This window comes from Rhodococcus sp. MT28 (assembly GCF_058792695.1).
In genome coordinates, this window is sequence record NZ_JBXAFD010000001.1 from 716,943 (window position 1) to 742,806 (window position 25,864).

Annotated in this window: 24 protein-coding genes; 13 read left to right on the forward strand and 11 right to left on the reverse strand. The window is 60.7% G+C overall.

The window, feature by feature from the left end; all coding sequences use genetic code 11:
* Nucleotides 1–21 precede the first annotated feature (21 nt).
* Both AC1Q6C_RS03395 and sthA read right to left on the reverse strand, forming a co-directional pair.
* On the reverse strand, nucleotides 22–924 hold the full coding sequence (locus tag AC1Q6C_RS03395; RefSeq protein WP_003940348.1) for a hypothetical protein: 903 nt from the start codon (nucleotides 922–924) through the stop codon (nucleotides 22–24).
* A gap of 151 nt (nucleotides 925–1,075) precedes the next feature.
* Nucleotides 1,076–2,488: a Si-specific NAD(P)(+) transhydrogenase gene (gene sthA / locus AC1Q6C_RS03400; protein WP_007733953.1), complete on the reverse strand. Its 1,413-nt coding sequence runs from the start codon at nucleotides 2,486–2,488 to the stop codon at nucleotides 1,076–1,078.
* A gap of 470 nt (nucleotides 2,489–2,958) precedes the next feature.
* On the opposite strand from sthA, the gene AC1Q6C_RS03405 reads away from it, so the two are divergent.
* The 6 genes from AC1Q6C_RS03405 (at nucleotide 2,959) to AC1Q6C_RS03430 (ending at nucleotide 9,205) form a co-directional block, all read left to right on the forward strand.
* Complete coding sequence (locus AC1Q6C_RS03405; protein WP_064073509.1) at nucleotides 2,959–4,455, forward strand: condensation domain-containing protein; 1,497 nt, start codon at nucleotides 2,959–2,961, stop codon at nucleotides 4,453–4,455.
* On the forward strand, nucleotides 4,388–5,854 hold the full coding sequence (locus AC1Q6C_RS03410; protein ID WP_042922229.1) for a condensation domain-containing protein: 1,467 nt from the start codon (nucleotides 4,388–4,390) through the stop codon (nucleotides 5,852–5,854). The genes AC1Q6C_RS03405 and AC1Q6C_RS03410 overlap by 68 nt, the downstream gene beginning before the upstream one ends.
* Complete coding sequence (locus AC1Q6C_RS03415; protein WP_492666375.1) at nucleotides 5,854–7,236, forward strand: condensation domain-containing protein; 1,383 nt, start codon at nucleotides 5,854–5,856, stop codon at nucleotides 7,234–7,236. The genes AC1Q6C_RS03410 and AC1Q6C_RS03415 overlap by 1 nt, the downstream gene beginning before the upstream one ends.
* Before the next feature lie 78 nt (nucleotides 7,237–7,314).
* Nucleotides 7,315–7,776 (forward strand): MarR family winged helix-turn-helix transcriptional regulator, encoded by a 462-nt coding sequence (locus AC1Q6C_RS03420; protein WP_042451335.1) that lies wholly within the window; start codon nucleotides 7,315–7,317, stop codon nucleotides 7,774–7,776.
* Entirely contained in the window at nucleotides 7,773–8,201 is a 429-nt protein-coding gene (locus AC1Q6C_RS03425) for an organic hydroperoxide resistance protein (RefSeq protein WP_003939720.1), read from the forward strand. Before AC1Q6C_RS03420 ends, AC1Q6C_RS03425 begins: the two co-directional genes overlap by 4 nt.
* Entirely contained in the window at nucleotides 8,198–9,205 is a 1,008-nt protein-coding gene (locus AC1Q6C_RS03430) for an NADP-dependent oxidoreductase (protein ID WP_019745038.1), read from the forward strand. The genes AC1Q6C_RS03425 and AC1Q6C_RS03430 overlap by 4 nt, the downstream gene beginning before the upstream one ends.
* Nucleotides 9,206–9,283: 78 nt before the next feature.
* Here AC1Q6C_RS03430 and AC1Q6C_RS03435 read toward each other — a convergent pair whose 3' ends face one another.
* The 3 genes from AC1Q6C_RS03435 to AC1Q6C_RS03445 form a co-directional block, all read right to left on the reverse strand.
* The gene (locus AC1Q6C_RS03435; protein WP_042922232.1) at nucleotides 9,284–10,159 is read right to left on the reverse strand and encodes an oxidoreductase; all 876 of its coding nucleotides are present in this window, start codon (nucleotides 10,157–10,159) and stop codon (nucleotides 9,284–9,286) included.
* Nucleotides 10,160–10,209: 50 nt separating this feature from the next.
* Nucleotides 10,210–11,163: a membrane protein insertase YidC gene (gene yidC / locus AC1Q6C_RS03440; protein ID WP_003939695.1), complete on the reverse strand. Its 954-nt coding sequence runs from the start codon at nucleotides 11,161–11,163 to the stop codon at nucleotides 10,210–10,212.
* Nucleotides 11,164–11,275: 112 nt separating this feature from the next.
* On the reverse strand, nucleotides 11,276–11,581 hold the full coding sequence (locus AC1Q6C_RS03445) for a DUF6412 domain-containing protein (protein WP_029256089.1): 306 nt from the start codon (nucleotides 11,579–11,581) through the stop codon (nucleotides 11,276–11,278).
* Between the two features lie 389 nt (nucleotides 11,582–11,970).
* On the opposite strand from AC1Q6C_RS03445, the gene AC1Q6C_RS03450 reads away from it, so the two are divergent.
* Nucleotides 11,971–12,510, forward strand: coding sequence for a C40 family peptidase (locus AC1Q6C_RS03450; protein WP_064073406.1), 540 nt, complete (start codon nucleotides 11,971–11,973; stop codon nucleotides 12,508–12,510).
* A gap of 190 nt (nucleotides 12,511–12,700) precedes the next feature.
* Complete coding sequence (locus AC1Q6C_RS03455; RefSeq protein ID WP_042922236.1) at nucleotides 12,701–12,937, forward strand: PhlB family protein; 237 nt, start codon at nucleotides 12,701–12,703, stop codon at nucleotides 12,935–12,937.
* Here the strand turns inward: AC1Q6C_RS03455 and AC1Q6C_RS03460 are convergent.
* Nucleotides 12,912–15,269 carry an ATP-binding protein gene (locus tag AC1Q6C_RS03460; RefSeq protein ID WP_215516057.1) on the reverse strand — a complete coding sequence of 786 codons (2,358 nt, stop codon included), beginning with the start codon at nucleotides 15,267–15,269 and terminating at the stop codon, nucleotides 12,912–12,914. The two genes, AC1Q6C_RS03455 and AC1Q6C_RS03460, sit on opposite strands and share 26 nt — an antisense overlap.
* A 196-nt stretch (nucleotides 15,270–15,465) precedes the next feature.
* Between AC1Q6C_RS03460 and AC1Q6C_RS03465 the strand changes: the two genes are divergently transcribed.
* The 3 genes from AC1Q6C_RS03465 (at nucleotide 15,466) to AC1Q6C_RS03475 (ending at nucleotide 18,608) form a co-directional block, all read left to right on the forward strand.
* Entirely contained in the window at nucleotides 15,466–16,191 is a 726-nt protein-coding gene (locus tag AC1Q6C_RS03465; RefSeq protein WP_042451513.1) for a GntR family transcriptional regulator, read from the forward strand.
* Between the two features lie 108 nt (nucleotides 16,192–16,299).
* Entirely contained in the window at nucleotides 16,300–17,874 is a 1,575-nt protein-coding gene (locus tag AC1Q6C_RS03470; RefSeq protein WP_007733936.1) for an NCS1 family nucleobase:cation symporter-1, read from the forward strand.
* 5 nt (nucleotides 17,875–17,879) lie between these two features.
* Nucleotides 17,880–18,608, forward strand: coding sequence for an aspartate/glutamate racemase family protein (locus AC1Q6C_RS03475; protein WP_007733934.1), 729 nt, complete (start codon nucleotides 17,880–17,882; stop codon nucleotides 18,606–18,608).
* Here the strand turns inward: AC1Q6C_RS03475 and AC1Q6C_RS03480 are convergent.
* Together AC1Q6C_RS03480 and AC1Q6C_RS03485 are read right to left on the reverse strand one after the other, a co-directional pair.
* Entirely contained in the window at nucleotides 18,575–19,750 is a 1,176-nt protein-coding gene (locus AC1Q6C_RS03480) for an MFS transporter (RefSeq protein WP_042451348.1), read from the reverse strand. The two genes, AC1Q6C_RS03475 and AC1Q6C_RS03480, sit on opposite strands and share 34 nt — an antisense overlap.
* Nucleotides 19,751–19,848: 98 nt before the next feature.
* Entirely contained in the window at nucleotides 19,849–20,160 is a 312-nt protein-coding gene (locus AC1Q6C_RS03485; protein WP_007733929.1) for an ArsR/SmtB family transcription factor, read from the reverse strand.
* A gap of 338 nt (nucleotides 20,161–20,498) precedes the next feature.
* Here AC1Q6C_RS03485 and AC1Q6C_RS03490 point away from each other — a divergent pair, with 338 nt between their 5' ends.
* Nucleotides 20,499–21,749: an MCE family protein gene (locus AC1Q6C_RS03490; RefSeq protein WP_020908890.1), complete on the forward strand. Its 1,251-nt coding sequence runs from the start codon at nucleotides 20,499–20,501 to the stop codon at nucleotides 21,747–21,749.
* A gap of 82 nt (nucleotides 21,750–21,831) precedes the next feature.
* A complete protein-coding gene (locus AC1Q6C_RS03495) occupies nucleotides 21,832–22,587 on the forward strand; it encodes a class I SAM-dependent methyltransferase (protein WP_042922354.1) in 756 nt (251 codons plus the stop codon).
* 43 nt (nucleotides 22,588–22,630) lie between these two features.
* Here the strand turns inward: AC1Q6C_RS03495 and AC1Q6C_RS03500 are convergent, their stop codons facing one another.
* The 3 genes from AC1Q6C_RS03500 to AC1Q6C_RS03510 form a co-directional block, all read right to left on the reverse strand.
* Nucleotides 22,631–23,383 carry a MerR family transcriptional regulator gene (locus AC1Q6C_RS03500; RefSeq protein WP_215516059.1) on the reverse strand — a complete coding sequence of 251 codons (753 nt, stop codon included), beginning with the start codon at nucleotides 23,381–23,383 and terminating at the stop codon, nucleotides 22,631–22,633.
* A gap of 75 nt (nucleotides 23,384–23,458) precedes the next feature.
* On the reverse strand, nucleotides 23,459–24,946 hold the full coding sequence (locus AC1Q6C_RS03505; RefSeq protein WP_054827925.1) for a flavin-containing monooxygenase: 1,488 nt from the start codon (nucleotides 24,944–24,946) through the stop codon (nucleotides 23,459–23,461).
* The gene (locus AC1Q6C_RS03510) at nucleotides 24,943–25,863 is read right to left on the reverse strand and encodes a hypothetical protein (protein ID WP_003939862.1); all 921 of its coding nucleotides are present in this window, start codon (nucleotides 25,861–25,863) and stop codon (nucleotides 24,943–24,945) included. The genes AC1Q6C_RS03505 and AC1Q6C_RS03510 overlap by 4 nt, the downstream gene beginning before the upstream one ends.
* Nucleotide 25,864: the final 1 nt, after the last annotated feature.

Below are 25,864 nucleotides of genomic sequence, written 5' to 3' on the forward strand. Positions count from 1 at the left end.
GCACAGCTTTTCGCTACCGCATCAGACGGTCACTTCTTCGACCGGTTTCTCCTCGTGGCTCGCCGCGCCGAAGACGGCCACGGCGACGGCGCCCGCGATTGCCCCGACGAAGCCGACCACGGCAAGCCATTCCAGGCCCGGTCTCGACGCGTCGCCGAGCACCACGACGCCAACGATTCCCGGAACCACCGTCTCGCCGACAACCAGAGCCGCTGTCGCTCCGTTGACGGATCCCAGTTGCAGCGCCACCGTGTGCAGATAGAAACCGCCCAGGCCCGAAACGAGGATCGCCCAGCCGGCCGGATCGCGGAGCATCGTACCGATTTCGAACGGATCGATTCCGTAGACCACGCGTACGGCAATGGCCAGACAGCCGAACAGCACACCCGAGATCAACCCGGCGACAACTGCTGCGCGTGAGCCCAACCATCGGATCAAACCGATGCCGATCAGCAAGATCAACGCCGAGCCCACGAGGACACCCCAATGGACGACGTCGTTGGAACTCCCACCGCCCGCGTGACCTGACGACAATCCGAGCAGCAGGAGCGATCCGATCACCGCAGCGATCGCGAACCAGTCGCGACGATGCAACTGGATGCCGAGGACCACGGTCCCCAGCACTGCCGTGATGACGAGATTGGCACTGACCACTGTCTGCGACAAGAACAGTGGAATGAGCCGCGCGGAGATGGCACTTCCGGCGAATCCGACCGCATCGAGCACGGTGCCCAGGATGAACGACGCCGTCAGCGCGGCCGCGAACGTCGAACGCAAGGTCGGGCCACCCGACGCCGTCACGTGTCCGGCCTCGCCACGCTGCTCGGCGGCAGCTGCCGACTTGCGCGCGCCGTAGGCTTGCAGCACGGATGCAACGCCGTACCCGACGCAAGCCACGATCGCGGCAATCAGTCCGATCAGCATCGAAATTCCACACGAAGTTCCTGGGCAATGGTCATGGAGATAGACCCTGCCCTATTTCCCCAGGCCTGACATCACCCTCAGGTATTCGAACAAGTGCTACCCGAGAAGTACACCGACCGCCCCTGACCGGTACCTGGGGACACCCCGACCCCTAGTGGAATTGCTTGAGAGCCCTGATCTTGTTCATGACGTCGAGCGCCGCCACCTTGTACGCCTCGGACAGTGTCGGATAGTTGAAGACGGCGTCGACAAGGTATTCGACGGTCCCGCCGCACCCCATCACCGCTTGGCCGATATGCACGAGATCCGTTGCACCCGAGCCGAAGATATGAACACCGAGCAGTTTCAGGTCATCCGTCGACACCAAGATCTTGAGCATCCCGTAGGTGTCGCCTGCGATCTGCCCGCGCGCGAGTTCGCGGTATCGGGAAACGCCAACCTCGTACGGCACCGATTCCTTGGTCAAATCGACCTCGGTGGCGCCCACGTACGACACCTCGGGAATCGAGTAGATGCCGATCGGCTGCAGATCCATCAGCTTCGCGCCTGGTTCGTCGAAGGCATGATAGGCCGCGAGTCGACCTTGATCCATCGACGTCGCCGCCAACGCCGGGAATCCGATGACGTCACCGACGGCGTAGATGTGTTCGACCTTGGTGCGGAAATTGTCGTCGACGTAGATACGGCCACGTTCGTCGGCTTCGAGCCCGGCGTTCTCCAGCGCGAGTGGCGCCGTGAGGCCTTGCCGTCCAGCCGAGTACATCACGGTCTCGGCGGGAATCTGCTTGCCGCTGCGCAGCGTCGTAAGCGTTCCGTTCGCTCCGACGTCGACGGCCGTCACTTCTTCACCGAATCGGAAAGTGACCGCCAGATCGCGTAGATGGAATCGAAGCGATTCGATGACCTCGGGGTCGCAGAAGTCCAGCATCGACGTCCTCTTCTCGACGACGGTGACCTTGGTGCCGAGTGCCGCGAACATCGATGCGTACTCGATACCGATCACTCCCGCGCCCACGACGACCATGGTGGTCGGGATGGAGGTCAGATCGAGGATTCCGTCGGAGTCGAGCACCCGGTGACTGTCGAAGGACACCCCCGCCGGGCGAGCAGGCAACGTTCCGGTCGCGATCACGACGAACTTCGCCGTGATCGTCATCTTGTCTCCGCGCGAGGCGTCCTCGACGAGGATGGTGTGCTCGTCGACGAACGAGCCGACCCCTACCAACAATTCGACGCGGTTGCGCAGGAGCTGAGATCGAACGACTTCGATTTCTTTGGTGATGACATGCTGGGTTCGCGCCAGCAGGTCGGCCGGAGTGATGTTCTCCTTGACGCGGTAACTCGCGCCGTACAGTTCGCGTTGGTTCATCCCGGTGAGGTAGAGAACCGCCTCACGCAACGTCTTCGACGGAATGGTGCCGGTGTTGACGCACACTCCCCCGAGCATGTTGCCTTTCTCGACCATCGCTACCCGTTTACCCAGCTTGGCCGCCGCGATGGCAGCCTTCTGCCCACCCGGGCCGGAGCCGATCACAACCAGGTCGTATTCCATCGGATCAGTCATCGCTTAGAAATACCGTCTGCATACGACCGGCAGATGCCGAGCATGTCAATACTCGGTGAACAATCCGCGCGCCGAAACGACACGACGGCAGTACACGAACCCTGTTGCAATTAAAAGAGATACAGCCGAATCCATACGAAACTTGCTACACATAAACATATTCCGATGTTCGCATGCGCACATGCTTCGTCGCCGACGGAATTCACAACGGTCTGTTGAAATTTGTTTCACCACAGAGTGATTGATCGATCAACTGACAGGTGACCAGGGCCGTAAACCGGATGTCCAGTATTCGAATTGTCCGAAATAACGAGCGGAATGTTCCTCGTCACATCCCGCACCGAAGCAGTTGCGCGGAGCCTCGGGCCGCGTTCTACTTGCCTTGACTAATCATCTGTCACTCTCGGTTACAAACATCCGCCCCGTTCACGATCCCCACCTTTCGCCATCTCGAGAGATCAGGTTTGCCAATGGAATTCACGGAACTTGCCGACTATCCCCTACCTCCAGGGACCGTCACCGAGTGGACTCCCGCCGCGGTGAATCCGCCCGAGCTGTGGCCTGTCGACCAGCGTCCCGCCAGCTACATACACGAGGCACACTTGAAACATGCCCAGCAGGCGAAACGGCAGGTGCACCATCAGACCGACGTGTGCACTCCGTCGTGGCTGGGTACCTCGTTTCGCATCCACGACCGACTCGACCGAAGGATCTGGGCGGCCGCTCTCGATCACTGGATCGATCGCCACGAAGTGCTCCGAACACACGTCGCCGTGGAGGGCGAAACGATAGTCCGACGCACCGCGGCGTCTGGAGACGTCCGGATTCTGGGCACCGAGGTCGGACACCTTGCGTCCTCGATGTCTGTCTTCACGCATCTGCAGCAACTGCTCGACCGATCGACCGATCCACTTGTCTGGCCTGCGTATCAGTTCGCGACGATCGAAGGCCCCAACCACTTCACCGTGGTTTTTGCCGCTGATCATGCTCTGCTGGACGGATATTCGGTGGCGTTGACCGCGCACGAACTGCAGACGATCTACCGATCGTTGAGCGAGGGAAGCCCTCCCTCGCCGCCGGAGACCGGAAGCTACATCGACTTCGGCACCAAGGAACGAGATCTCGTGGGACACGCGGACCGCTCTCACCCGGCAGTGCAGACGTGGCGCGAGTTCTACGCGCAGGGCGAGGCTCCGTACTTTCCAGCGCTACCCGAACCGGTCACCGGACGCCGAGTCCCTCAGCAGAGCCTGTCTGCCTGGCTTCTGAGCGCCCGGGGAGCCGAACGCCTGGCAGAAGCGAGCAAGCGCAGCAACCAAGGATTCCTGGCCGCGATACTCGCGTGCGCGGCCAAGGTGACCGGCGATCTCACCGGTGCAGACGAATTCCGCGTCGTCGTGCCGCAACACACCCGTTCGGAGCTTCGATGGGCCGCGTCGCTGGGATGGTTCATCGGTGTTGTGCCGGTGAGGATTCCGATTGCCCCCGCCGCAACCGTGAGCGATCTGGCCAAGGTTGCCGGCACGGAGATACGGCGCGTCCGCCCCGCCGCGGCACTGCCGTATTCGAAAGTGTGCGAGCTGATCGACTCCCCGCAGCACCTGCCGTTCGTGCTCTCGTACATGGACGTTCGTCACGTTCCTGGTGCCGAGCAATGGACGAGCTGGCAGACCAGGGGCCTTCGTAGTCGAGACCATTCGGGAACCGACGTCTACATCTGGCTCACGCGGACTCCCGAAGGGCTGAATCTGGCCATACGCCACCCGGGCAACGCGCGCACGAGCCGCCACATCCATCAGTTCGCGGGACTCCTACGCCGCGAAATGGAGGACTTTGCCTTCTCGACCGACACTTTCGCACCTCCGACCAAAACCGCTGCACCGATCGAGGAGAACTCTCATGGAAATGACACCCATCGATCTCTGGGCACCGAAAGCCGGGACGCTCACCGAGTTCAGGCCTACTGAACAATCCCTGGCGGCGGCATCCGGGGCACCGCGGAGCGACCAACCGCTCTCGTTCCTACAGGAAGGACACATTCGTACCGCCGATCACAAGCGCGCACAAGGCGTCGACTGGTCACCGTGGATCGGATTCACGTTCACTCTGCCCGGTGATCTCGATCGGGAGGCACTGCGTCGGGCGGTCCAGGCGTTTGTCCTGCGGCACAACACACTGCACAGTTGGTTCGAGGTGAGATCATCCGAAGATCCCGACGGTAGCGGGGTCATCGACCGTCACGTGGTGGATGCGTCGACGATCGAACTCACGCCGCACAGCATCGGTTCTCTGAACACGACAGATGCGGTTCGCGAGCATGTGAGCCGAAGTTTCGCCGGCGATACCAGCCCATTGCAATGGCCCTCGTTCATCAGTGGCGTCGTCGAGCACGGCGCCGGCTTCACCGTCTACTACGGCGTCGATCACTCGCACACCGACGGCCTGTCGTTGATGCTGGGCGTCGAAGAACTTCGTGCGCTGTACATCGCCGAAAGCGCCGGCATCGAGGCTCAACTTCCCTCTCCCGGCAGCTACGTCGAGTACAGCGGCGAGGAACGGACATCCGCGGGGAACCTCGACCTGGCCGCAGCGCCTGTGCAGCAGTGGATTTCGATTCTCGCCGCCAACGCCGGCCAACTCCCGACGTTCCCCCTCGACCTCGGTGTCGCGCGGGGCGAACAGGCCCGGTCGACCCGCACACACATCGACGTTCTCGACAGCGACGAGTCAGCCGCGTTCGCAGCGCTGTGCAAGTCCAATGGCGTCGGCTTCTCCACGGGGATCTTCGCAGCCCTCGCCCTCACCGAGATCGAAGTTGCGGATCGAGCGAACTACTTCGCGCTCAACGCAGTCGGCACTCGCTCCGATCCGAGATACCTCTATTCCCAAGGCTGGTTCATCAATCTCGTCCCGGTCTCGTTCACGCTGAGCGGTGTCACGAACTTTACCGATGCACTCCCCCTTGCCCACGCTGCTCGCGCTGCGGTGAAGGGACTCGCGGACGTGTCCATTCACTCGGTGATCGCCCAGGTGTCGAAGTTGACCGGATCCGACATCGGTGGAACCTCGGTCCCGCCGATGGTGTCGTACATCGACATGCGCCTGATTCCAGGTGCCGAGCACCATGACGAACTCGAGGCGCGGGCACTGGGTGGGCCAGGAACGACGGGTGATCTGTCGATGTGGATCAACCGGAAGGAAGACCGTACGTACGTGATGGTCAGTTTTCCGGACACCGAGCAGGCACACACATCGGTGAATCGGTACCTACGACACCTTCGCAACGTCCTGAGAACGGTCGCTGATACCGGCGACTACCGTGTCGTGCGTCAGGCGGATGCACGTCAGGAAGTGGAGACCGCCTGATGCACATCACGTTTCTCGACAGGTTCGAGGCACGGCCGGGCCGCATTCTGCAGTGGACGCCGAGCGAAATCTCCACCGGAACGACGTATCCGGTTCCCCCGACCTCCAATCAGCAGCTGCATCTTGCCGGCAGCCGCGGCGATACGACTTGGCTCGCTGCCACTTTCGACGTTCCCGGCCCCATCGACACGGACGCACTCAAGGCCAGCTTCGAGGAATGGACGTCCCGTCACGACGCCCTGTCGTGCTCGTTCTCCCAGGCCGAAGAATCGGGTGAATCCTCGGCACTGTTCGTCGACGTCGCCGACGTCGGCGATCTGCGCCTGCGTGAGGAAACAGTGGCTGACGCGCGAACACCGGAGCAGGTGCGAGAACTCTTGGGCGAGCGCTTGGATCGATGGTGCAATCCTTTCGCGTTTCCCGCGTACTTTCTCGGTGCCATCACCCGCGAGGACCAGTCGACAGTGGTCTGCGGGTTCGACCATGCCATCTGCGACGGCTGGTCCATGAGCATCGCAATTACCGAGATCAGCACTCTGTATCGCGAATACACGCGAGCGGACCGTGATCCGATCGCGTCTGATCTCCTTCCGGAGCCCGGGAGTTTCCTCAACTACTGCTTCCGGGAATCGGCAACCGCGGATCCAGAGCCCGGCGACCACCGGATTGCGGGTTGGCGGTCCTTCCTCCGAGCATGCGGGGGTGACACTCCCCATTTTCCCGTAGATCTGGGACTGCCCGCCGGGGCGATGTCGCCCCAGGGCACAGACACCCGAATGCTCCTCGACGCCGACGAAGCAGAGTTGTTCGACCAGAACTGCGCCGATCATCGACACTCGTCGTTCGGTGCAATTCTTGCGTCGATCGGTTTGGCCACAACACAATTGACCGGCAAGAGGGACACGCACCTACTGTTCCCTGTTCACACGCGTCGGGAACCGCGACACAACCACACCTTCGGATGGCTGGTAGCCAATGCGCCCATCACCGTGACGAGCATGGACAATCTTCACAGCACTGCCCGGGCAGTCAATCTCGCTTTCCACGAGTCACTTTCACTGTCGTCCGTGTCGTCGAGGCAGGTTTTGCGGAGGTTGGGGCCCGAGGTTTCGCCCACTCGCAGAGACATCTTCTCGGTGTCCTACGCCGACTACCGAACCATGCCCGGTGGATCTCGCCCCCGTAAATCAAAGTCCAGCGAATCACAGCCTGCGCCGATCAATCCGCAGCAACTCAGTCGCGTCTCGAACGCCGACGACGTTCAGTTCTGGTTCTCACGAACTCACGACGGATTGGCAGTGCGGACCAGGTTTCCTGCGCCCGCTGCCCGGACAGTGCACACCTTCCTCTCGCATGTCTCCGAGATCCTGTCGACGCCGTAGACGAACGGCCGCCTATCCGTAGATCTATTTGACACTTCTTTGTTGTGCACAACTTAACTGTGCGCTACAGTTGTTCTCGTGACCAACCCACTCGCCCTCGAACGCCAGGTCTGCTTCGCCCTCTATTCGGCGTCGCGGGCCACGACGGCCGCGTACCGGGCGATGCTCGACGACCTGGGAATCACGTATCCCCAGTACCTCGTCTTGTTGACACTCTGGGAACGAGACGGCCGCGGGGTGCGTGAGATCTGTGAGGCACTCGATCTCGATACCGGAACTCTCTCGCCGCTGCTCAAGAGGCTCGAGGGTCTGGGATTCATCGAGCGCCGACGCCTCACCACCGACGAGCGTCGCGTCGAGATTCACCTGACCGAGGCGGGTTCCACCCTGCGCAGCAAGGCCGAGGACATCCCAGCCAAACTCGCAGGTGCCACTGGTCTGAGCACCGACGAACTCACCGAACTTCGAGACGTTCTCACTCGTCTCGGCGAGTCGCTCCAAGCATCCAATGCCCACTCCGACGGAAAGAAGAAGTCATGAACATCGTCTACACCGCAGAAGCACTTGCCACCGGCGAAGGCCGCAACGGTCACGCTCGCACCTCGGACGGACGCCTCGATCTCGGCCTCGCCATTCCCAAGGAAATGGGTGGCAGCGGCGAAGGCACCAACCCCGAGCAGCTCTTTGCCGCCGGATACGCAGCATGCTTCCACTCCGCTCTGCAGATGGTCGCCCGTGCCGAGAAGGCCAACGTGGCTGATTCCGCAGTCGGCGCGCGGGTCGGCATCGGCCCCAACGGTGCAGGAGGCTTCGGACTCGCTGTGACGCTGGAGGTTTCACTCCCCCATCTACCCCATGATCAGGCCGTCGAGCTGACGGAGAAGGCACACCAGGTGTGCCCGTACTCCAATGCAACTCGCGGCAACATCGAGGTCACCCTCGAAGTAAGTAAGGACGACGAATGAGCACTACCACTGTCAGCCGGGAAATCCGTCTCGCTTCACGCCCGAACGGTTGGCCCACGTCGGAGAACTTCGCCACCGCCGAAGTAGAACTCCCCGAACTCGAAGACGGCCAGATCCTGGTCCGCAACATCGCCATCTCCGTCGACCCGTACATGCGCGGCCGAATGAACGACGTGAAGTCCTACCTTCCGCCGTTCCAGGTCGGTGCGCCGCTCGACGGTGGTGCCGTCGGCGAGGTCGTCGAATCCAAGTCGGCTGATCGCGCCGTGGGCGACGTTGTCGTCCACGGCCTCGGATGGCGTGAATACGCCATCCTCGACGGATCCGCAGTGACTCCGGCCGACACGTCCATCGCGCCGGCGACGGCCTACCTGGGTGCCCTTGGCATGACTGGCCTCACCGCGTATGCCGGCCTCACCGCGGTTGCGGAGTTCAAGGAAGGCGATACCGTATTCGTCTCCGGCGCAGCAGGTGCCGTCGGATCGCTCGTCGGTCAGATCGCCAAGTTGCTCGGAGCGAAGCGAGTAATCGGTAGCGCCGGTTCACCGGCGAAGGTTGCCCGACTTCTCGAACTCGGATTCGATGCGGCATTCGACTATCACGACGGCCCGATCACCGAACTACTCGCCGCTGCCGCCCCTGACGGCATCGACGTGTACTTCGACAACGTCGGTGGCGAGCATCTCGAAGCCGCCATCGATGCCATGAACCAGGGTGGCCGGATTGCCCTGTGCGGAGCCATCGCTCAGTACAACACCACCGAGAAGCCCACAGCTCCCCACAACCTGGCACTGGTGATCGGCAAGCAGCTCACACTGCGCGGATTCCTCGTGGGCGGCTACCGTCACCTCGGTGGCGAGTTCCGCACCCACATGGCAGGGTGGCTCGCCGACAACAAGATTCAGTGGGACGAGACCATCGTCGAAGGCCTGGAGAATGCACCGCAAGCGTTCATCGACCTGATGCGCGGCGCGAACACCGGCAAGATGGTTGTCACGCTGTAACCCGAACAACATCTTGCTCGAACGGATATGAAAGTGGCCGCGAACTTCTCGAAGTTCGCGGCCACCTTCATATCTGAATCAAATCCCGAACGAGACTCCGGTCAACGTCTCCGACAGTGTCCACAAACCCGAGGCTGTCTTCGTATCGTGTGACTTCTTGTTCGACCCCACGACCTTCGGATACCCTCGCTGCTCGAACGGACCGTCCGGTCCGATGTAACTGCCGCCGAAGGCATCCGGCGCGGTTGCCGCCCACAGTTCGGGAAGGGCGCCCATCTCCGCGGACTGCGCGAAGATCGAATTGCCGATTCCCATCAGCTTGTCCTGGATCGACTCGGTGTGCCCCTGCAGGTTCGTCGACGCGTATCCCGGATGCGAAGCGAGCGCTTTGAGCGAAGATCCCGACGCCGCGAACCTGCGTTGAAGTTCGTACGTGAACAACAGATTGGCAAGCTTGGACTGCCCGTAGGCCAACCATCGGTTGTACTTCCGACGCTCGAAATTGAGATCGTCCAGATCGACAGTTCCGAGCTGATGCAGGGCACTGGACATCGTCACGACACGATCGGTGAGCTTGTCCTTCAGCAATCCGGTCAATGCGAAGTGTCCGAGATGGTTTGTGCCGATCTGCATTTCGAATCCGTCGACCGTCCGGCGGAACGGAACCGCCATCACGCCGGCGTTGTTCACCAGGACGTCGACCTTCTCCGTTGCGTCGGCGAAGGCTCGTACCGACGACAGATCCGAGAGGTCCAATTTGCGGACAACCGCGTTGGGCCCGATCTCGGCGGCTACGGCGTCGGCCTTCGTGGTGTCACGACAGGCGAGGACGACGTCGGCCCCGGCTTTGCCCAGCGCTCGTGCGACTACCTCACCCAGTCCGCTGTTCGCCCCCGTGACGACAAATGTGCGGCCGGTCTGATCGACTACGTCTTCTGCGGTCCATTTGGTCATGCTTTCCAGCGTACGTGCCTTACTCGCCGGTAGGGAGGGGTCGCTTTCCGTCATCGCCTGCGCTTGGCGCGGATGGGCTTGGCGCCCGGCAGCGGCGGTGCAGCCACTCTGGGCGACGGGGGCGCGGTCATTCCGGGAGTCGGCGACGATTCGGCTTCCTTCTGCTCCGCAGCGATGCGTCCGTACACAAAATGCTGTTGTCCCAGCGTCCAGCAGTTGTTACTCACGAAATACAGCAGGATCGCCACAGGCGCGAACGCACCGAAAGCGATCACCCCCACCGGAAACACCCACAATGCGAGCTTGTTCATGATCGCTGTTTGAGGGTTGACGGTTCCGGTGTCCACTTGGCGCGCGATGGATGCCCGCGATGTGAAATGTGTAGCGACGGCGGCAAATATCATCAGCGGTACAGCTACCAGAATGATGGAGATACGGCTGACGTCGCCGAATGCTTCCAGTTGTGCTGCCGGGCTCGAAATCATGGCGGACAACGGTGCGCCGAACAGTTTGGCGTCGAGAAAAGACTGCACATCCGAGGCACTGAAGAAGTAGTTGGCCGTGTTCGCGTTGTCCGCCACCGACATCGGTTCGGTCGGGCTCAGAAACGGGACGTGCGATGCCGCTCCGGTCCGATTGAACGATCGCAGGACGTGATAGAGACCAATGAACACCGGTGCCTGAACCAGCATCGGCAGACAGCCGAGCAACGGACTGTAATTATGTTCTTTCTGCAGCTTGGCCATCTCTACAGTGAGTTTCTGCCGGTCACCCGAATACTTCTTCTGCAACGCCTTGATCTGAGGTTGCAGCTTCTGCATCACCAGTTGAGTGCGGACCTGCTTGACGAAGGGTTTGAACAGCAGGGCTTTGAGCGTGAAGACGAGAAATACGACCGACAACGCCCACACGACGCCGTTGTCGGGTGATCCGGAGACCAGTGAGAAGACCTTGTGCCAGAACCAGAGGATTCCGGACACGGGGTAGTAGACAAAATCGAGCATGACGAATGAACCTCACCGAAAGGCACGCTCAGAGAGATGAGAGCGCGGGAATGGTCGTGGACGCAAGACGTCTGACCGACCTACGACGAGTTCACACCCGTCGACTGCCGATCTACAGACCGATTCCCGGAGCTCGAGGTTGCGGACGACCGGGCGCGTCCGGGCTGCTCTGCCTGCGGAAAGCACCACGCAGGCAGCGTTCGTCATCAGACGGGCCAGTGGCCGAAACCGCGCATAGTTGCAGAAGTTCGTACTTCGAGGAAGTTGCGAGCGCAGCGACCACGAAGACGGCAATCGCAGTTCCCAGCACCGCGGCGCTACCCGAGGAACCAAGCGGAGGCACTGCGAGAAGAGCGATGAACGGCAGCAGAAGCAGCAACAGTGACCGTGTCACCGTTCCTGTGCTCCGCTGTTGCATGACTGCGAGAGTACAGAACGTCTGCCGAATCCAGCCAGACGCTTGCCTCACGTACTTGTTCGCGCAGCCATTTGTGCGCAGGATCGTGGTCCATCCGACCGTGCCACTGTTGAGCGTTCGGCGCTCCCGCTGCGAATCGCCTGACCGGAGCCGGGGGACGCCGGCCGCCGTGCCCTCCTTGATTCGGATCACGAAAGTCCGTCGAAGTTCTCGCGATCGATCAACAGGCCTTGCACCCACAATGCCGCTCGAAACAGGTATGCACCCCGTCCAACTGACCGGTGCGAACACGTCGAGGCGCAACCAGGCTGAGTGTCGCAAGCCGAAGCCCGATCACACCCATCTGGACACCTGCTTCGGGACGCATCGACGCAAAGGCAACACGCGAAATGTCGCACCACCGATTCACCGACCCCCGCACGAAGAAGCATGCACTCGGAAGGGCGCTTGTCGTCGGCGTACTTTCCCTGACAACCCTTGCCGTGAGTATCGACACCGCGAACGCTCAGGCCCCCGTGCTTCGGGACTGGAACATCGCCGCAGTTTCCGTCGACACGAATCCGGCGAAGGTGTCAGCTTTCGCTTCCTCGGATACAGGCCGCGTATTGGCAGCCGCAGAGTCCAAGATCGGCGCTCCGTACGTCTGGGGCGCGACCGGGCCGGACTCGTTCGACTGCTCCGGTCTCGTTCAATGGGCCTATGCACAAGCGGGCGTTTCGATTCCGCGAACCAGCTACGACCAGGCGGTTGGCGGCACTCCAGTTTCCCGGGACGATCTACAGCCGGGTGACGTGGTCCTGTACTACGGCGGGGAGCATGTGGGGATCTACGCCGGAGGCGGTGAGGTCGTTCACGCCCCGACGTCCGGGGAGTCGGTCGAACGCGCACCCGTGGACTCGATGCCGTACTACCTCGCCCGACGTTACTGACATGAATCCCGCAAGCTCGATGAAACAGCTTGTATCGCGGCGATATTCGAATCGCTCGTCGCGAGCCGAACGATTGACACTCCCCCATTGCGCGGAATGTGATGTCATCCTCTCGCCCGCGAGCGCGGTCTGCGCCAGGTGTCGTGGGGCGCGGTTGGACGTGACGCGGTGTTGCGGAGACGGCACTGTCGTGTCCTGGCGAACGGTTCACGGCGACCCCTCGACCGTTCTCGCCATCGTGGAATTGGACGAGGGGCCCTGGCTGTACACTTTCCTCACCGAATCCCCTCGCGTGGATGCGCCTGCACCGCTACGAGTGTCGTTTCAGGGGCGTGAAGAAGGTAAGCGCTACCCGGTGTTCTGCTTGTGCGGCGACGACCGTGGTGAACTGCTATCGGACGTCAACTCCGGCCTGCTGAACCATTGACCTCACGCGAGTCACGCTCCTGCGCGGTCGAGACGTACCACGCTGCGATCTGCGCTCTGGAACTGAATCCCAGTTTTGTCAGTACGTGTTCCACGTGTCCCTGAGCGGTGCGCAGCGAGATTACCAAGTGCTCCGCAATCGCGCGATTGGTCAACCCTTGGGCAACCAGTTCCGCAACTTGCTGCTCACGCGGAGTGAGGTGAGGCCCTTCAGCCGACGACGCAGTCGTGACACTGGAGCGCTTGTCGAGCGCATATGCGACAGCTTCACCCTCGGACATCGCAAACCCGCTGCGAAACGACTTGTCGAAAGTATCGTCACCCATGGCTTTGCGAGCAGTCTCTGCAGCAGTGTCGTGATGAGCTGACAAACCCGGCAGGCCCGCCAGCCGTCCCCCGACCTTCTGCCAATACATGGCTGCCGCGCCGAGCAGAACCGCTGCATGCTTCCAATCACGTTGCGCTGCAGCAATCCACGCCAACGGCTCGATACACCACGCCGAGTTCATCGGGGCATCGAGAATTCTCAGACTTCGAGTCAAATAGTCACTTGCGGCATCCAATTCACCTCGGAGCCAGCTCACGAGCCCGAGAGTTCCCAGCGCAAATGCCTGGAACATCATCTCGTCGGCGGGCACGGTGATCGCGAGAATCTCTTCGTTGCACTCCACAGAGCGATCAAGGGCGCCGGACAGGAAGTACGCGACTCCCAAGGTGTCCAGCCCGATCACAACATGCAGCAGATTCTTGTCGAGTCGAAACAGCGTCAACGCGGATTCCAGCTTGGCTGTAGCGGTATCGAAGTTACCTCTGAAGGTATCGACGTATCCGTCTCCCCACGTCGCCAAGCCGCGCGAGCGCACATCCGCCAAGTCGTTTGCCAGGCGCCAACTCTCGTCGACCAACTCTTCTGCCCGTTCGAGTTCCCCCTGCATCGCGTGATTCACGGCGTCGATGGCCAAGACATCCACTCGGAACGGATCCAGCTCTCGATCCTGTGCATTCAAGGCTCGATCCGTCCAATAACGCGCCTGCACAAGTAATCCACCTGCAAGCCAGAATCTGTACAACGCACCGACCATTCGCGTTGCAGATCGCGCCTCTCCGGCAGTGGAAATCGAGTACTCCAACGCATCGTTGACGTTGCGCTGTTCACGACCGAGCCTTGCGATCCAGGCAGCTTGCCGGCCACTGATCCACTCGGCTTCCGCATGAACGACCAGTGCCTCGAACCAATCACGATGGCTTCGACGCAGAGCGGAATACTCACCGGCGGACTCCAACTTTTCATGTCCGTACTCCCGGAGTAGGTCGAGGAGGTGGTACCGAACATCCCCGTCGGTTTCCTCACGAATCAGGATGGACTTCTCGACCAACGCGGTGACGAGATCGAGCACTTCGGTCGAATTCATGTCCTGCCCACACACGCCCTCAGCGGCGTCGAGGTCGAACCCACCCGAGAACACCGACAACCTCCCCCACAACTGCTGTTCGGTTGGCGAGCAGAGGTCGTAACTCCAATCGATCGACAATCGCAGCGTCTGTTGACGACTCGGAACGTCGCGTCCACCCGTTGTAAGAAGTCGGTATCGATCCGAGAGCCTGTTCATGATCTGCTCAGCAGACATACCACGCAGGCGAGCTGCCGCCAGTTCGATCGGAAGTGGGAGTCCATCCAAGTCATGACAGATATGCGCAACGGCGCGCTTGTTCTCCTCGGTGAGGGTGAAACCAGGTACGACGGAAGCCGCACGCTCGGTGAACAACGACACCGATTCGTACTGGGCAATTCCCTCGAATTCGGGCGGCTGTTGCTGCGGTGTGGTGAGTGAGGGAACGCGCATCGTCACCTCACCGCCCAGGCCCAGCGATTCGCGGCTCGTCGCCAGGATCTTGACGCCGGCACATCGCCGTAGGATCGCGCCTACGAACACAGCGACGGCATCGACCAGATGTTCACAGTTGTCGAGCACCAACAGCAGACTCCGATCGGCGCAGTAGTCGATCAATGCCTGCAGCGGGTCCGCCGACGAGACCGACCGGACACCAAGGGTCACGGCGACATGATCTTCGAGGAGATCCGAATCTGTCTGCTCCCCCAGTTCCACCAACCAGGCACCATCTCGAAACACCCGTTGCAACGCGCCCGCAAGTCGGATCGCGAGCCGTGTCTTGCCCACGCCACCGATCCCGGTGAGTGTCAACAAACGGGACGTCTCGAACAATCTCCTGGCGTCGGCCAACTCACGCCGACGACCGACGAAACTCGTCAGCTCCAAGGGCAGGTTGCCGACAACTCGCTGGTCGGCTTCTGAGCGCACAGCGGATGCCATCGACCGACTCGCTTTCTGCCATACCACTACACAACAACGCTACCCCCACGATCGGCCTCCCGAGCAGCACTCACGCGAGCATGTGATCGGAGCCCACTTGTTCTCCCCCGAGTGCGAGATGCACGACGGCCACACCGGTGTCACGCAGACGAAACAACGTATTCCTACTCTGGCAGACAGACGAAGGGAGAGCGACATGCCGCCGCGCCGTAGATCGGTACTGCTGACGCAACTGGTAATCGATGCTCCCGGAAGTCCACAACAAACGATCCTCGACGAACTGCGGCGAGTGATTCTGTCGGGTTCGGCGCCTCCGGGTACCCCGATTCCTCTCGGCGACGTGGCTGATGTGTTCGGTGTCAGTCGAATACCCGTGCGGGAATCACTGAAAACACTGGTCGGAGAGTCCTTGGTCGACCATCGACATCAATTCGGCTACACCGTTGCTCAGCTGACGCCGGCAGAACTGCGAGAGATGTACATCGTCCGCGAAACTCTCGAATCAGCTGCATTGGCCGTCGCTGTCGAGCAGGCAACCGAAGAGGATCACGAACACGCCGTCGAGGTGAACTCCCGTTTGGAGATCGCATTGCGCTACGACGACTCTCAGTCCTATCACTGCGAGAGCCGAAACTTTCATCTCGCACTGACCCGACCGTCTCAGATGCTTCGACTTCTGCACATGTTCGAAGCTGCCTGGAACATCACCGAACCAGTACAGCCGATGGTCCATGTTGCCGGCGTCGATCGCCGGGTTCTGCACTCGGATCACACCGCGATGCTGGACGCATTCCTGCGTCGGGACGCATCCGCACTTCTGAGCGCTTCCGAAATCCATCATCGCCGACTCGATACCGTGATCGCGACTCTACCGACAGACACCGGTCTATTGGCCGAAAAAGATATACCGATCACGCAATAGTCGTGCAACACAGCATCGATACCTTTCTCTCAACACAGTTTTCATCACTGACGCTGAGAGCTCGTGGCACCGTCCGCTGATTTCCTGCACTGATGCACAGGAGCTGTCATGACCGACATTCTTCCGTCCCGAACGACCACTACCCCCACTCCCCCAAAGGAAAGCGGATCGGGTGACCTTGTCGAAGCCGCGGGTCACCCTGTCGGAAGCGGCCTGATCAAGCCGGGCTACGACCCTCGTTTGACCAACGAGGACTTGGCGCCGCTTCGCAAGCAGACCTGGTCGTCGTACAACATCTTCGCCTTCTGGATGTCCGACGTACACAGCGTCGGCGGATATGTCACTGCCGGTAGTCTTTTCGCACTGGGATTGGCCAGCTGGCAAGTACTCGTCGCCCTGCTGGTCGGTATCACGATCGTCTACTTCTTCTGCAATCTCGTCGCCAAGCCCAGCCAAGTTACCGGCGTGCCGTATCCGGTGATCTGCCGCAGCGTGTTCGGCGTCCTCGGCGCGAACATCCCGGCAATCATTCGTGGCCTGATTGCCGTGGCTTGGTATGGAATTCAAACCTTCCTCGCTTCAGCAGCCCTCGATGTCGTACTGATCAAACTCTTTCCGTCACTCGCGCCCTATGCCGTCGTCGAAGACTACGGATTCGCCGGACTCTCCGCACTGGGCTGGGGAAGTTTCATGCTCCTGTGGGTACTTCAGGCCTGTGTCTTCTGGCGAGGCATGGAATCGATCCGCCGCTTCATCGACTTCTGCGGGCCGGCTGTGTATGTCGTGATGTTCATGCTGTGCGGCTACCTGATCTACAAGGCAGGCTGGAGCGCCATCGATCTCACGCTCGGCGACGTCAAGTACTCGGGGTTCGACGCCGTGCCGGTCATGCTCGGTGCGATCGCTCTGGTTGTCTCGTACTTCTCCGGACCGATGCTCAACTTCGGCGACTTCTCCCGCTACGGAAAGTCGTTCGCTGCCGTCAAGAAGGGCAACTTCCTCGGTTTGCCGTTGAACTTCCTCGTATTCTCGGTGTTGGTCGTCGTCACTGCATCGTTGACGCTGCCGGTGTACGGCGAACTGATCACCGATCCCGTTGCGACCGTTGCACGAATCGACAGCACCTTCGCCATCGTTCTCGGCGCACTCACCTTCACCATCGCCACGATCGGCATCAACATCGTGGCCAACTTCATTTCCCCGGCCTTCGACTTCTCCAACGTGAGTCCGCAGAAGATCAGCTGGCGCGCCGGCGGAATGATCGCAGCGATCGGCTCGATCCTCATCACGCCGTGGAACTTGTACAACAATCCGGACGTCATTCACTACACACTCGAAACCCTCGGAGCCTTCATCGGTCCGCTGTTCGGAATTCTGATTGCCGACTACTACCTCGTGCGCAAGCAGAAGGTCATCGTCGACGAACTGTTCAGCATGTCGCCGACCGGAACCTACTGGTACAGCAAGGGATACAACCCTGCTGCAGTGATCGCCACCGTGGTGGGAGCCGTCGTCGCGATGGTCCCGGTCCTGGGCAAGGACCTCACCGGGATGTACACCGCAGCGCAGTACAGCTGGTTCATCGGTTGTGGGCTCGGATTCACCGTCTATTACCTACTCGCCGCGCGCTCTTCCTCAGCTGTCCGGAATGCTTCCTCTCCCGACACTGTGACGGTCGACTGATCGTCATGAGAATCAAGGTGATCAACCCTAACACCACGTGGGCGATGACCGCCAAGATCGAGGAATGTGCCCGGACCGTCGCAGGCTCGGGCACATTCGTCGAGGCTGTCAGCCCTGCCATGGGTCCCGCGTCGATCGAAAGCCACTACGACGAAGCTCTCAGCGTCCCCGGAATCCTGACCGAGATCGCCGCCGGAGAAAAGAACGAAGTCGACGGCTACGTCATCGCTTGCTTCGGTGACCCAGGTCTTGATGCAGCCCGAGAGTTGGCCAAGGGCCCCGTCGTAGCTGTTGCCGAAGCGGCCATGAACTACGCAAGTTTCCTGGGTCGCGGATTCAGCATCGTGACCACTCTCGGTCGAACCCGCGGCCGCGCAGCCGATCTGGTGGACCGGTACGGCATGCAGGCTCGGTGCCGGGGTATCCACTCCTGCGAGATTCCGGTTCTGGAACTCGATCGTGATCCCGACGCGCGAAAGGTGATCTTGGAAGCCTGTTTCGACGCATTGGAGCAAGACGACTCGGACGTCCTCGTGCTGGGTTGCGCCGGCATGGCGGACCTGTGCCAGGACTTGTCCGACGAACTGGGTGTCCCGGTAGTCGACGGCGTTGCCGCTGGGGTCACGATGGTTCAGTCGTTGGTCACCCTCGGACTGTCGACCAGTTCACGCGGCGAGTTCGCACGGCCACTTCCCAAGAACTACACCGGTACACTGACACCGTTCTCGCTGTGAGCGTGCCTGAGCGAGAGTCGAACACCTGTCACCAGCAGCGCCAGGATCGCGAACAATACTCCAGCCCAGACTAATTGGCGGGTTTCGAAATGCGCGAGAAACAGTCCACCGACCGCAGTGCCGAGCGTAATCCCCAGGTTGGAGAACGAGATGAAAAGGCTGTTGCCGAATTCAGGCGCGTCGACTGCGTCTCGCCCCATCCAGCTCTGCGAAACCACCAGTCCACCGGAATGCACTACACCCCAAACCAACACGGCTACAACCATCGCGCCGAAGTACGGGCCCGCCAGATAGAGCATCACGTAGACGACGATGTACAGCAAGGGAAATGCCACAACCGTGCGCACCACCCCCTTGGCGAGCAGAGCCCCGAAGACGAAGTTGCCGAAGATCATCACGACACCGAAAGCCAAGAGCATCGCGCTGATCCACGATCCGCTCATGCCGGTCACTTCGCCGAGGTATTCGGCAAAGTATCCGTACACCGAGAACATGGCTGCGAAGACGAAGGTGACGGAAAGAATGGTCAACCACACGCGCGGCCGGCGAAGTATCCCGACCTGTGCACCGTACGACAGGCGTTGTGTCACAGGAGCCGAGGGCAGAAGTACGACAATCCCGAAAAACGCGAGAACGTTGACCACGGCGCCGAACACGAATGCTGTCGACACCGAAAAGTTCTCGGCCAAATAGGACGTCAAGGGCACGCCGAACGCGAATCCGACTGTGACGCCTGCAAATACCTTGGTCACCGCGGCGGTCGCCTGTTCCGGCGATACCAGACGAACCGCACTTGCAAGCGCGACAGCGAAGAAGACCGGATGAACCACGGCGGGGATGATCCGAAATGCAAACATCACCTCGAAACTCGATGTGGTCGCATACACCACATTGGAGACCGCAAAGACTGCAATCGCCACCAACAGAACGGTTCTCCTGTTGATTCCCGAGGTGATCAGCGTTGTGAACGGACCGGTCACCGCCACGACGAGTGCAAACACACCGACCAACCATCCGGCAGTCGACGCGGTGATACCGAACTTTTCGCTGATCTGAGGCAGAACCCCGATAATGCCCATCTCCGTAGTGATGATTCCGAATACACCCAACGCCAGAACCGGTATCAACAATTTCGACTTCACGACACACTCCTCACTACTACGTCACACAAGACAGTTACATATCTAGATATGTAGATATATTTGGTTGAACAACCCAGCCGACGAGGGCAATTCGGCCGCTACAGCTTTTCGCGAACGAATTCCCTGAACTCGCCGATCACGGATTCGTTTCGTCGGTAATACGTCCACTTCCCGATGCGCTCGGACTCGAGCAGACCCACGTCTTTCATGCCCTGCAGGTACCCCGAGATCACCGACTGGGCAAGTCCCGATCGCCCCTGGATGTCACCGACACAAACTCCGATGTGAAACCCGAGATCCTGCTGCGTATACGAGTCCTCGTCGAAATACTTCGCCGGGTGCGCGAGCCACTCCATGATCTGCAGGCGAGTCGGGTTGGACAGCGCCTTGAAGATCGCCAAAGCATCCATGGACCACACCCCTCTGCACGACAACCGGAACGCATCTACTTTTGTGGATATGTTTGGCGAAGTCAAGCCCGATCCGGACCGAAAGCCGTCTGCATCACATCGACGCATTCGAAGTGAGCTGCGACACTTACGTTTCGACGACCTGCGGAAATCTCAGCGCCGACTTTCTATCTGTGACGACTTGTTTATAGTTATCGCCAACAACGAATTGCCGGAAGTTTCCGGTTCACCTCAGAACGTCCGTGGGTGAACACAATTCGCTCAACACCAGCCGTACCCGGCTTGTCATTCGGGAGTCGAACCATGAACACACCGCATCAGTTCAGGGTCGTCACCTCATGGTGATGTCGAAGCTCGCCAAATGGCAGCTGGTCGCCCTCGTCGTGGTTGCACTCCTGGGCTTGATCTATGTCGGAGCGAAATACGTACGGCTGGACAATCTTCTGGGATTCGGCCAATACACGGTCAAAACCGAACTGGCGACGTCCGGTGGCATCTTCACCAACGCCGAAGTGACCTATCGCGGTGTACCCGTCGGACGCGTCGGTGACATGTCGCTCACGTCCGACGGAATCGAAGTCGACCTGTTGATCGACAGCAGTGCTCCGCAGATTCCCGCATCTGCGCGGGCCGTGGTGGCCAATCGCTCAGCCATCGGCGAGCAGTACGTCGACCTTCAGCCCGATACCGACCAGGGCCCGTTCCTCGAAGACGGCTCGGTGATCGCCGTGGGCGACACAACCACGCCGATCCCGATCGAGAATGTCTTGACCAGCGCCAACGGTCTGGTGCACTCCGTTCCGGTCGACGCACTCCACACCGTCGCGAAAGAACTCGGCGCGGCATTCAACGGCAAGGGCGAAGATCTGCAGGTACTTGCCGACTCGCTGTCGGGGATCTCCCAGTCGGGCCTCGACACCCTTCCCCAGACCCTCGGACTGATCCGCGACAGCCAGACGGTGCTCACGACCCAGTCCGATCAATCGTCGGCGATCAAGCAGTTCAGCACCGACCTCGACGCACTGACGGCGCAATTGCGCACCAGCGACCCCGACATCCGACGCGTGATCGACAACGGCATACCGGCCAGCGAACAAGTCGGCTCTCTCGTCACCGAAGCCGGCCCCGCGCTCACGACCAACCTCTCCAACCTCTCCGCCGTTGCAGCGGCAGCCGCACCGACACTGCCCTCGCTGCAGCCATTCCTGCTCTTCCTGCCTGCGCTCGCCGGGGCGGCGCCCACCGTTGCACCGGGAGACGGCACAGTACATCTGGGCTTGGTACTCGAGACCAACAACCCGCTCTCGTGCACCGTCGGTTACGAAGGGACCATGGCAATCCTCGACGAGATGAAGCGCAAGGACCCGAACTTCGACGACACGACGCAGAACTTCCCGTTGAACACTGCCGCCAACTGCCAGGCACCTCAGGGCAGCGAAACGGGAGTTCGTAGCGCCAACCGCATCGCGTTCGCCGACCCGAACACCTCGCAACCGTGGGACAGCAAGCCCAAGGTGGACCCGGACAAGCTCAACCTGAACCCGATTGCCACTCAACTCGCACCGATGCTCGGCGCCACCCCGAAGTAGCCGTAAACAACTGGCACCATCGACCCTCCGCGACGATGATGATGTGATGTCGGAAGGAACGCCTGAAGGCGAGTCACAGAGCATGTCACGAGGTTTCGACGAACTTGTCGCCGAAGCGGAATCCGCCTCCGTCGACGGGTGGGATTTCTCGTGGCTCGACGGACGCGCCACGGAGCAGCGTCCGTCGTGGGGGTACCAGAGGCTGATGGGTGAACGTCTCGGCCGCGCCGGCGCCGCATTGGACATCCAGACCGGCGGCGGCGAAGTCCTCGCCGCTGCACCGTCACTCCCGCCGGTGATGGCAGCAACCGAATCCTGGCCACCGAACATCGCCAAGGCCACCGCCTTTCTGCGTCCCCGAGGTGTGGTGGTGGTCGCGGATCAGGACGAGCCGCCGCTACCGTTCGCCGATTCGGCTTTCGACCTGGTGACCAGCCGACACCCAGCGACGGTGTGGTGGACCGAAATCGCGCGGGTACTCGAACCGGGAGGAACGTACTTCGCTCAACATGTGGGTCACGCCAGCGTGTTCGAACTGGTCGAGTACTTTCTCGGTCCTCAGCCGCAGGCTCGTCGCGGACGGCACCACGAGGACGAAACTGCCGACGCGATTGCGGCCGGGCTCACCGTCGTCGACCTTCGTTTCGAGCGTCTGCGCATGGAATTCTTCGACATCGGCGCCGTTGTCTACTTCTTACGCAAGGTGATCTGGATGGTTCCGGGATTCACCGTCGCGCAGTATCGGGACCGGCTCCGCGAACTCGATCAGCAGATCCGTCGCGACGGATCTTTTGTCGCGCACTCGAGTCGATTCCTGATCGAGGCACGCAAGAGCTGAGCGCACCGCGACGGGCCGCACATCCCGAACGTGATCGATGCTGCTAGTCGGACTCGTCGGCGTCGCTCCGCGAGCCGATCGCAGCGGCAAGATAGTCGCCGAGTTCACGCTGAAGGTTCGCGTCGAGTGCCCGGGCCAGTGCCGAATGTACCGACGCCACACCGAGTTCACGCATCGTCTGGAGCATCTCGGCTGTTCCGGCAACCTCGTCGCCCTCCGGGAGCCAACCGACCCCGTGCTGATCGACGATGCGGTCCTTCGCCGCCTGAATCAGGTCTTTGGCGATCCCGTCCACAGCGTTGTGAAGCTTTTCGTGCACATCGACCAGTTGATCGAGAGTGAAACCGTAGTCGAGGAGACTCGAAAATCCGCTGAGCAAAGCAGGATCGGTGAAAACGCAGTTCTCTCCTTCGATCTGTACCAGTCCGAGATCTACGAGACGATGCAGTTGACCATCTGCATCTCCCCCGAGAAACTCGCGTACGACGGCCATCTCGATACTCACGGTGTCGCTGCGGGACCATGGTTCGGTGACCACGTGCTGCAGACCCAGCACCTCTGTCAGGTCTTTCCCGCTTTCCCACCCGGTGATGAAGTCGTCGATATGCGCAGTGGTGAAACCTCGTTGAAGAAGCGTGTCGATCAGCTTGAGGCGTTCGAGGTGCGCGTCGCCGTAGATGCCTACCCGCCCACGTTTCTCCGGCGGAGGAAGCAATCCACGTTCCTGATATGCCCGTACATTCCGCGAGGTGGTGCCCGCAGCGCGCGCTAGATCGTCGATGCGGTACTCGGTCACCGCCTCGTCTCCTCTGCCGCGTCGGTCGTCACGATTCCAACTTAGTGGCAACACCAGGCCGATCAGAACCCGGGATCAGGTCTGCGCGGTGTCTTTCTCGCGCACCGTGCTCGTGTAGTCCCGAAGATCCACCGATTTCAATTGGTTCACGTACTGGGTCGCGAAACCGGGAAACATAGTGGCATTGAATCCTTCGTCGGTGAGATACCAACTCGAACATCCCGAGTTCCACGTGGTCTTCGACAGCCGACGCTGCAACTCGACGTTGTACGCATCTTCGACATCTTGACGAACATCGAGTGCCTTGAGGTCGCGCTCGAGAACGATCTTGATCGCTTGGGCGAGATAGTCGAGTTGCGCTTCCATGTACACAAGGGCGGAGCTGTGCCCCGGACCCGAGTTGGGTCCGAAGGTGAAATACAGGTTGGGATAACCGGATACCGCAATGCTCTTGTACGCACGCGCCCCGGATTTCCACTCCTGAGCGAGCACACGTCCGTCCCGGCCGATGATCGGTACCGGTGTTCCGGTCTTGCAAACGTCGAAGCCGGTGGCGAAGACGATGCAGTCGAATTGATGCTCGATCCCTTCGACCGTGCGAATGCCATGTGGCGCCAATCTCGCGATCGGCCAGGTCACGAGTGTGCAATTGTCTTGCTGGAGAGCCGGGTAATACTCGCTGGTCATCAGCAACCGCTTGCACCCTGCCCGAAAGTCGGGAGTGAGTTGTCGCCGCAACCACGGGTCCTTCACCTGCATGCGCAGATGAAGACGCCCGACTGTTTCCACCACCCTCGTCAACGGGGATTCCCACACCACCCCGAGAGCTACCGATTCGTGTCCCCAGTACCAAGCCCGACGCGCCAGAGTCTGGACGACCGGATGACGGCGGTACAGATCCTTCGTGCGAGATCGGGTGCGTAGGTTTGCTCGCGGCAATGCCCATCCCGGTGTTCGTTGGAAAACCTTCACTGATCGTGCAGTTTTCACGAGTTCAGGGACGATCTGGACGCCACTGGCCCCGGTTCCGATCACTGCGACCCGCTTGTCGGTGAAGTCGTAGTCATGGTCCCAGCGAGCACTGTGAATCTTGTGTCCTTCGTAGCTCTCCAAACCCGGAACAGCAGGAAAGCTGACGTTCGCCAGCGGACCGGACGCCATGACGACGGTCCGGGCAATGACCGCTTCACGGCCCTCGAGCGCGATCGCCCAGACACCTGTCTGCTCGTCCCACTCGACGCCCGTGACGTTGCACCGAAACCGAATCTTCGGCTCGAGGCCGAACTCTTTCACCATCGTTCGGATGTAGCCGAGGATCTCCGCGCTGGCCGAGTAGGTGTGCGACCAGTCCGGGTTCGGGGCGAAACTGTACGAGTACAGACGGGACGGAATGTCGCACGCAGCTCCCGGATACGTGTTGTCGCGCCACGTCCCGCCGACCTCCGTGCCGCGTTCGAGAATGACGAAGTCCTCGATACCGTTCTGCTTCAACCGAATCGCCGCTCCGATTCCTGCGAAACCTCCACCGATGATCGCCACTGACAGTGGCTCGGCAGTACTCATGCGAGTGGCTCGTACGTAAGTTCTTTGGCCCAGGTCGGCTCGGAATTGAGCCTGCTGCCGGAAAGTCGGCCAGTGACCTTGACCATCCGATCGGCAAGCAGATGGTAGGGATGGTTGCGATTGATGACCATGTTGCCGTGCCACTTCACCACCCGATACATCGGGACGCGGAGCGCGGCCGGACTCCGTTCGCCTACGTTCCTGAATCGCTTCATCGCGGTGTAGAGCCGTTCCTCGTTCACTCCCATGTCGACGATGTTGTCGCGCATCTTGTTCAGCAGCGGGATGTAGCGAAGTGTCCCGATGATCAACGCCGGATTCATCCAGGCGCCGACGGTTTCGACAACGAGCTTGCGCGTCGTCGAGTGCCCGAGCATCTCGATCACCGCAAAATCGACCGCCAGATGCCTGGACTCGTCTGCATTGATCTTCTTGAACACAGCCTGACAGACCGGATCCTCGATCTCGTCCATGATGAACTTGACCAGGGCTCCGTCGAGCGCCACCTCGAGCATCGGTATGACGGTCCCGAGAATCGAGAGCGACAAACCGTCGGAATGCTTGTCCAGCCAGTCGATGACGAGCTTGACGTTGATGTTGGGCTCGGGCATCTCGTCGCCGTCCAGCATTCCCCACCGACGCATCAGCGCGAGTTCGGCGTTGGCGTGCTTCTGTTCCTCGGCGTGGAAATGCCGATAGATGTCTCGGAGAGTTTCAGTCGGCGCCTTGAGAGCCATCGCAGCGAAGCCACGGGCACCGACGTTCTCGATCCACATCAGGTCCGACATGAACGGTTTCAGCTTCGCATGAAGCTCTGGACTGATCGTCTCGGCGCCCGGAGCATCCCAGTCGATGTCCACCAGAGCCCATTGGCGGTCCTTGATCTTGTGCAGCATGCCGTCGAAATCGAAGGACATG